At 51.0% G+C, this 8675-nt stretch carries 6 protein-coding genes; all 6 read left to right on the forward strand.

What is annotated here, in order from left to right; translation table 11 throughout:
- The first annotated feature begins 123 nt into the window (after positions 1-123).
- The 6 genes from MN202_RS19650 to MN202_RS19675 all read left to right on the forward strand — a co-directional run bounded on the left by MN202_RS19650 (position 124) and on the right by MN202_RS19675 (position 8278).
- Entirely contained in the window at positions 124-1041 is a 918-nt protein-coding gene (locus MN202_RS19650) for a LysR family transcriptional regulator (RefSeq protein ID WP_335737848.1), read from the forward strand.
- Positions 1042-1043: 2 nt separating this feature from the next.
- The gene (locus MN202_RS19655; protein ID WP_335737849.1) at positions 1044-1742 is read left to right on the forward strand and encodes an HAD-IA family hydrolase; all 699 of its coding nucleotides are present in this window, start codon (positions 1044-1046) and stop codon (positions 1740-1742) included.
- A gap of 59 nt (positions 1743-1801) precedes the next feature.
- On the forward strand, positions 1802-3055 hold the full coding sequence (locus MN202_RS19660) for a multidrug effflux MFS transporter (RefSeq protein ID WP_335737850.1): 1254 nt from the start codon (positions 1802-1804) through the stop codon (positions 3053-3055).
- Between the two features lie 83 nt (positions 3056-3138).
- Positions 3139-5310: a DNA helicase II gene (gene uvrD / locus MN202_RS19665; RefSeq protein ID WP_335737851.1), complete on the forward strand. Its 2172-nt coding sequence runs from the start codon at positions 3139-3141 to the stop codon at positions 5308-5310.
- Positions 5311-7392: a tRNA(Met) cytidine acetyltransferase TmcA domain-containing protein gene (locus MN202_RS19670; RefSeq protein ID WP_335737852.1), complete on the forward strand. Its 2082-nt coding sequence runs from the start codon at positions 5311-5313 to the stop codon at positions 7390-7392.
- 91 nt (positions 7393-7483) lie between these two features.
- Positions 7484-8278 carry a hypothetical protein gene (locus MN202_RS19675; RefSeq protein WP_335737853.1) on the forward strand — a complete coding sequence of 265 codons (795 nt, stop codon included), beginning with the start codon at positions 7484-7486 and terminating at the stop codon, positions 8276-8278.
- The last annotated feature ends 397 nt before the right edge of the window (positions 8279-8675 follow it).

Here is an 8675-nt window from a genome sequence, read left to right on the forward strand (position 1 = left end):
CTGCCGCTCGACAGCAAGCTTGTGTCGATGAAGTAACTATAGCGGGTTAAATTACACTGTAAAAACGCAATATTTTGACTACACTATTCAAAATTTTTGAAATTAATAGCCCGTGGGGAAATTATGCATAACGTTTTGAGCTTAGATGCCCTGCGCGCACTGGACGCCATTGACCGCAAAGGCAGCTTTGCCGCCGCGGCTGAAGCCTTATACAAGGTGCCGTCGGCGCTGAGTTACACCATTGCCAAGCTGGAGTCTGATTTAGGTGTAGCCTTGTTTGACCGCAGCAAACAACGGGCGCAATTAACGCCGGCCGGGCAATTACTGCTGGAGCAAGGCCGCACGCTGTTACTCGCGGCTAATCAGTTACAAAATGCCGTTAAACAACTGGATACCGGCTGGGAAACCGAATTGGTTATAGCCAAAGACAGTATCATGCCCAGCGCGCCGCTACTGGATGTGATTGGCCGCTTTTTACAGCTAGGTAAACTTACTCAGATAAAAATGACCGAAGAAGTGATGGCTGGCGGCTGGGAAGCATTGCAAACCGGCCGCGCCGATATTGCGGTTGGTTTATCCGGCGATGTTGCCAAGGGCCAGTTTAATGTGGTGCCTTTGGGCTATGCTGAGTTTGTTTTTGCTGTTGCTCCGCATCACCAGCTAGCGGCGCTGGACAGAATAGTCAGTGCCGACGATGTGCAGCAATTTACCGCTGTGGTCGTCGCCGACTCGGCACTGGACGCCCCCAAACGTTCATCCGGCTTATTCGACAGCCGCCAGCGGCTGATCGTCAGTAATATGGCGGCGAAAATAGACGCGCAAAAACAAGGCCTGGGCATTGGCTTTTTACCGCGCCACCTGATCAGCGAGCAGCTGGCACGCGGTGAACTGATCGCCAAAGCCTGCAGTATTCCCAGAGAGCAGGTGCCACTTTACTTGGCATGGCAAAAGCAAAATCAGGGCCAGGCACTGAGCTGGTTTAGCCAGCAACTGGCCCAGATTAACTGGCCACAGGTTTTGCAGCCGGCAACGGAGTATTAATTATGCAGTTATTTAAAGCACTAACTCCGGTAACAGTACTGTCGTTTGATTTGGACGACACCCTGTACGACAACAAACCGGTTATCGCTGCTGCAGAGCTTGCAATGCTGCAGGCGTTAGCGCAACAGGTGCCAGAAACCACAAAACTGGACAGCGAATTTTGGTGGCAGCAGCGCCTGCAGCTGGCCAAAACCAATCCCGCTATCCGCCATGATATCGGCCACTGGCGCCTGCTGGGTATTCAGGCTGGTTTGGTGTCACTGGGGCTGAAGCAAGACGCCGCCGCGGACATTGCAGCTATGGCTTACAACGCTTTTCTTGCTGAGCGCACCCGTATCAGCTTAACGCCTGAAGTAATAAGGCTTTTATCTGCACTGGCGCAGCGCTATAAGCTGATTGCCATTACCAACGGCAATGCTTGTATTCACAAGATGGGTATTGGAGCATTATTTGAATTTAGCCTGCAGGCCGGGCCGGATGGCCGGATGAAGCCCTATGCCGATCTGTTTCTGGCCGCCGCTAACCGGCTACAGGTTCAACCCAAGCAGATACTGCATGTTGGCGATAGTCACCGCGCCGATGTAATGGGTGCGCTGAATGCGGGCTGCCAGGCTGCCTGGCTGGATCATCATCAAACTGACATTGCGGTGCTACCACATATCCGCCTGACCGATGTGCAGCAATTAATTGTGCTGTTGTGATGTAACGAACCCAATTGTCCCCGCTTTACCCGGACAGTTTTAAACAAGGAAAGCTTTGAATGTCTGATTACTCTACCCATGCGCCACAGTCGCGTATTTCCACCGCTGAATTTTCCTTACTGGTGGCGCTTATGATGTCTATCGTTGCCATTTCTATTGATGCCCTGTTACCGGCGCTGGATGCAATTCGGGCTGACATTGCCATGAGCCATCCTAATCAGGCGCAGTTGGTGGTCAGTGCGTTGTTTTTTGGTATGGCGCTGGGCCAGCTGATATGCGGCCCTTTGTCTGACGCTACCGGCCGCAAAAAGGTGCTAAACGGCGGTATAGCACTGTTTTTAGTGGGTACGGCGGTTTGTTATTTCGCTAAAGATATCAATATGTTGCTATTAGGTCGCTTTATCCAGGGTTTAGGCGTGTCGGGCCCTTATGTGTCAGCCATTTCAATCGTGCGGGATAAATATTCCGGCAATGAAATGGCGCGCATTATGTCACTGGTGATGATGATTTTTGTTATGGTGCCGGCATTAGCGCCCAGCCTGGGCCAGGCGGTGTTATGGGTTGGCAACTGGCGGGATATTTTTCTGCTGTATGTCGGCTATGCGCTGCTAATTGTGGTGTGGATTTTTTGGCGTCTGGAAGAAACCCTGCCCGAAGCACATCGGATCCCAATGAGCAAAAAAGGCTTTGCTGAAGGCTTTAAAGAAGTGATCAGTAGTGTGCCTACCGTTTGTTACATGATTTGTATGGGGTTGTTTTTTGGCAGCTTTGTCGGCTACCTAAACTCGTCACAACAAATTTTTCAGAGTTTGTTTAACACCGGCGAGCTGTTTACCCTGTACTTCGGCTTACTGGCGCTGGTGTTTGGTGCTGCGTCATTGCTGAACTCACGTCTGGTGCAAAAATGGGACATGCAGCAATTATCCGCCGCCGCTGTCTGGGGCATTATTGTCAGCTCAGCGCTGTTTTTAGCCCTGCATCTGGTGACTGATATTCAGTTGTGGATGTTTTTACTGTATGCCGCCGTACTGTTTTTTTGTTTTGGTCTGGTGTTTGGCAATATCAACGCCATGGCAATGGAACCTATGGGGCATGTGGCGGGTATAGCTGCTGCTATTATTGGCTCGGTGTCTTCCATTATGTCGATGAGCATAGGCACCATCATAGGCCAGTTGTATAACGGCAGCCTTATTCCGGTGACATTAGGCTTCTTTATTTTTGCCTGTATCAATATGGCCATTTTAACTTTTGCTAAAAGCTATAAACAAAAGCAGGTAATGCAACAGCAAAATACGGCGCCATCTGCTGGTTAACTGGTTATATATCCACTATCTACGCTTGGCCTGCACAGCTGGGCTGCTATAATGGCTGCCATTGTGTATAGCGAGACTTTCTGATGGATGTATCTTACCTGCTGGATGGGCTGAACGATAAACAACGCGATGCGGTGGCAGCATCACCGCAGCATATGCTGGTACTGGCCGGTGCCGGCAGTGGCAAAACTCGCGTGCTGGTGCATCGCTTAGCCTGGTTAATGCAGGTAGAGCGGGTCGCGCCCTACAGCTTGCTAGCGGTAACCTTTACCAACAAAGCCTCGCAGGAAATGCGTGGCCGTATTGAAAGCACCATTGGCGTGAGTTTAAATAACCTGTGGATGGGTACCTTCCATGGTTTGTCGCATCGCATGCTGCGGGCGCATTATCAGGAGGCGGGGCTGCCACAGGGCTTTCAGATTATCGACAGTGACGATCAGTACCGGCTGGTAAAGCGGGTACTCAAGGCTCTGAATCTGGACGAGAAACACTGGCCGCCAAAACAAATTCAGTGGTTTATTAATGCCCGCAAAGATGATGGCCTGCGCCCGGGCATGATAGATGCCGCCGGCGATTTTAGCCTGCAGCAGATGGTTAAAATTTATGCCGCCTATCAGGACATGTGCGACCGCGCCGGTTTGGTTGATTTTGCCGAAATCCTGCTACGCAGCTTTGAGTTGTTAAAACAAAACAGCGAAGTTCGTAGTCATTATCAGCAGCGTTTCCGCCATATACTGGTAGACGAGTTTCAGGACACCAATGCCATTCAGTATCAGTGGCTGCGCCTGTTAGCCGGCAACAGCGCCATCGTAATGATAGTGGGTGATGACGACCAGTCGATATACGGTTGGCGCGGTGCCCGGGTTGAAAACATTCAAACCTTTTTAAAAGATTTCCCCGACGTAGAAACCGTGCGGCTGGAGCAAAACTACCGCTCGACCGAAACCATCTTAAAAGCCGCCAATGCGGTTATCGCTAATAACACCGACCGGCTGGGTAAAGATTTATGGACCGACGGCGCCCAGGGTGAAGTGATATCGCTATACACTGCCTTTAACGAGCTGGATGAAGCGCGCTTTATTGTCGGCCGCATCCGCGACTGGCATAAACAGGGTGACCGCTTAAGCGAAGCCGCTATTTTGTATCGCAACAATGCCCAGTCACGGGTGTTAGAAGAAGCCTTAATTCAGGAAGGCCTGCATTACCGTATTTATGGCGGCCTGCGCTTTTATGAACGGCAGGAAATTAAAGACGCCCTGGCTTACCTGCGCCTGCTGCATAACCGCCAGGATGACGCTGCGCTGGAGCGCGTGATCAATACACCGGTGCGAGGCATAGGTGACACGACATTAAACAAGGTACGCGAATACGCCCGCGCCCAGCAGCAAACACTGTGGCAAAGCCTGCAGCAAATGTTGGCGCAAAAGCAGCTTACCGGCCGCGCGGCCTCTGCCATTGATAACTTTATGCAGTTAATAGAGCAGCTAGATAGTCAGGTAGTAGAGTTACCGCTACATGAGCAAGCCGAGCACGCCATTAAGCAGTCTGGTTTATATGCCATGTACCAGGCAGAAAAAGGTGAGAAAGCGCAAACCCGGATAGAAAACTTAAACGAGTTAATCACGGCCTGCCAGAATTTTGATGAGCGCCGCGCTGAAGATATGACGCCACTGGCAGCGTTTTTATCCCAGGCTGCACTGGAGGCCGGTGAATATCAGGCCGAAGAACACTCCGATGCGGTGCAGTTAATGACTCTACACAGTGCCAAAGGGCTGGAGTTTCCGTTGGTGTTTATTTGCGGCCTGGAAGAAGGCATGTTCCCCAGCCAGCAAAGTGGTGACGATCCGACCCGGTTAGAGGAAGAGCGCCGGTTGTGTTATGTCGGCATGACGCGGGCGATGAAAAAGCTGTACTTAACCCATGCCGAAAGCCGTCGTCTGTATGGCCAGGAGCAATACCACAAGCCGTCACGCTTTATCCGTGAGATACCGGCTGAATATGTAGAAGAAATTCGCCTGACGACTCAGGTAAGCCGGCCGACCCAGTTTAACCGCTTTGGCAGTGCCGCCTCGCACGTGGCTTTTGAAAATACCGGCTTTAAGCTCGGGCAGCGCGTGTTGCACGATAAGTTTGGCGAAGGCACTGTACTTAATTACGAAGGTACCGGCAGCCAGTCGCGCATTCAGGTTAACTTTGACGATCTGGGCAGCAAGTGGCTGGTTACGGCTTATGCCCGTTTGCAGGCGGTTGGCTAAATGGCCATTACTGCGCTGCTGGCTCAGCTACAGCAATGGCAGCAACAGGCCGCGCAGTTGGATATCCGTTTGCCGGTTATCTGGCAAGGCTCAGCAGAATCGCTGCTAACGCACACTGCCGATTTACTGAGCCTTGTAAATTACCACAAGCTGTATTGGCTTGGTGCGGACGCGCCTGCCGATGCCATCAACTTAACTGGCAGGCAAAACTACCAGTTACTGGGCAGTGAGTGCGATATTTTGGTTATCAATGCGTTTGCAGGCTTTGACGCTGATTTGGTGGCAGCGTCAGCCGGCTGCGTTAAAGCCAGCGGTATCTGGCTGCTACTTTGCCCACCTTTTACTCAGTGGCAGCAGCAAGCCAACCCGGCGCATGCCAGGCTGTTACCCTATCCACTGGATGCCGCCAGCCATCAGGGCCATTTTGTTGCTTTCTGGCTTAGCCGCTTACAACAGCAAAATGTCGTCGTTATCAACAATACGGCTGTTAGCCAACAGCTGAACTGGCCAGATGCGGTCAGCAATGATAGCGTGCCAGCGCCCTGTATAACCGGCGAGCAACAGGCAGCGGTTGCCGCTATTTTGCATGTGGTCAGTGGTCATCGGCGCCGGCCTCTGGTGATCAGTGCCGATCGCGGTCGGGGCAAGTCTGCCGCTTTAGGTATAGCCGCGGCGCTATTGGCTAAAGCCGGTAAACAGCTGCTGATTACCGCACCGTCGCCGCAGGCAGCGCAAACCGCTGTGGCGCATTTTCAGCAGCTAAGCGACGCAGCACTGCATAATCATTTGCAGTTTGTACCTTTTGATCAGCTGTTACGCAGCGATCAGAATACCGATTTACTGCTGGTAGACGAAGCTGCCGCCATTCCGACCCCAGTACTACAACAGCTGTTGCAACGCTTTAGCCGTATCGTATTTGCCAGTACAGAGCATGGTTATGAAGGTACCGGCCGTGGCTTTCAGTTGCGTTTTCAGCAATACCTTGCAAAACAGTGCCCGGGCTGGAAAAAGCTGCATATACAACAAGCCATCCGCTACCAGCAAGGCGATCCATTAGAGCAGCTGACCTTTGCCGGCTTTTTGCTGCAACAAAACGCCGCTGATGCGATTTACCATGCTGCAAGCCCTGTCAGCTTTGCCTGTTACCAGGCTAAAGACTGGTTAGCGCAAACAGACAAGTTAGCTGAAGTATTCAGCCTGTTAAGCCTGGCGCATTATCAAACTCAGGTAAAAGATTTAGCTGCTTTGCTGGATAACCCGCAGTTGCAGGTAATCAGCATTGAGCAGAATAACCGGGTACTGGCTTGTGCGCTTATCAGCATCGAAGGTGACATTGAAAACCAGCTGGCAATACAGATATACCACGGCAAGCGCCGGGTACAGGGGCATTTACTGGCGCAGACCCTGGCGTTCCATCTGGCTCAGCCAGAACTGGCTCAAGCCACACTGTGGCGTGTTATGCGCATAGCCGTGCAACCCGCACTGCAACGGCAAAAACTTGGATCAAGCCTGTTAAGTTTTATTGAACAGCAAGCAACACAGCAAAACGTTAGCTACCTGGGTAGCAGTTTTGGCGCTACGGCAGAATTGCTGCAATTCTGGCGCAATGCCCGCTATCTAGCGTTAAGGCTGGGCACCACTACCGATAACGCCAGTAACGAATATTCAATACTGATGCTAAAAGCGATAACGGCGGATCCTGTTGCTATTACGGCACTGTCTGACGCTTTTGCCAAACAACTTTTTGTTAATTTAACCTTGTATCCGTTGCTACATCAGGCTTTAGTGCTGCAATTGGTTACCCCACCTAATTCAGAGCCACTAACTGCAGCCGCCCTCGGGCAACTCGCGCTATTTGGCGCAGGGCTTAGACCTTATGAACTTGTCAGACACCTGATATTTAGTTGGTTTAATCAATACCATCACCTGTTGCCGCAAGCTGACGCCGAAATACTCTGCGCATTACTATGGCAGCGCGCTGACCTTAGTACCGTGGCACAACAATATGGCTTTAACGGCAAAAAACAATTACTAGACAAAGTGAGCAAGCTAGTGCGGCTACACTGTCAGCCACAGCAATAAACATGCGGCCTGGCTGATCAAACCAGTATTCGCTTTCCTTTTTTATCAACTCAGGCTAAGGTGCCGCCAGAATTATCCAAACCGCACTTTTATGTTAACAATATTGCCTCTGCTTTCTACTCTAGTGTCGCTGACGGTGACCGTCAGTGGGTACTCCACGTCTGAAAAACGCACACTGCAATCGGCTATTAGCAGCGCCTTATATTCCAATGCAGTTAACCATTATTATCTGCAATGCAAAGAACAGCCAACAGACACATCCGACACCCTTCAACTATCAGATCCTCAGCGCAGCAAACTATTGCGCTTATTAAAGCAAGCTGTCCGCACTGACGATATAGACTTACTGCTTAAAGTTGATGCCAGATTAACGCAAAGCAGCCAGGCAGCTATCATCACGCCAAAGCATTGTGAGGATGAAAAAGGCTTGCAGAGCATGCTGGACAATTATGAAGTGGCGTTGTTTTCGCTGGAGATTGCCTTGCCACTTGATCGGGCTATCAACCAACCAAAGCCTGCCAGCAATCGCAGCAATGAAATAGAGCAACTTATCGCACGCAGTAGCGCTATAGCTCAGGTAAGTATCAGTGATAAGCAGTTATTGTCTGCAGTGCAGCAAGCCAATTTTCTGCATCTTGATTATCAAAGCCGTTTTATATTTAAAGTTGAGCAAGGTTGGAAAAACCCGGCGCCGGCTTATATCGGTATGCATAAGTATATTGAAGAAGCGCAACTGGCCAGTACGGCAAAACAGTGGCTAATCTTCCTCGATCAGCAGAATCATTTTGTTAAAGCAATCGAATTAGACAAAGCCAGCGCCTACCTGAAAGCTCTGCAACAGCCACAATGGCGCTTCGATTCAATGGGCAGCCTACAACGCTTCTGAATTACGCCAAATCAATCTTCTCTTCAAGCCCGTGATAAGCGGGCTTTTTCATTTATGAAGTCAGTGTGGGGCAGGCCTGCCAGCACTGAACGTCTGGCGGTGAACTACATTGCTCACCCCTTCCATGGAGCTAGCCGCTTCCCGGCAAGCTGAAGCTGTGCCACAAAACGGCAGGATTGCCGCTTTGCACAGCTCTACTGCCGAAGGCGAGCGACATGGATTGCGTGAGTGAACTCGTTTCTGACGAAGTGGTCGCATAGCGTCAAAGGTGTCCGGAGCACCTTTGGACGCATCAACGCAAAAAGGCCTACCGGTTAGGGTAGGCCTTTTGCTTGAATGAGGTGCCTGGCGGTGAACTACTCTCGCATAGCGAATGCTACACTACCATCGTCGCAGC

This window comes from Rheinheimera muenzenbergensis (genome assembly GCF_036984005.1).
In the GTDB taxonomy this organism is placed as follows: domain Bacteria; phylum Pseudomonadota; class Gammaproteobacteria; order Enterobacterales; family Alteromonadaceae; genus Alishewanella; species Alishewanella muenzenbergensis.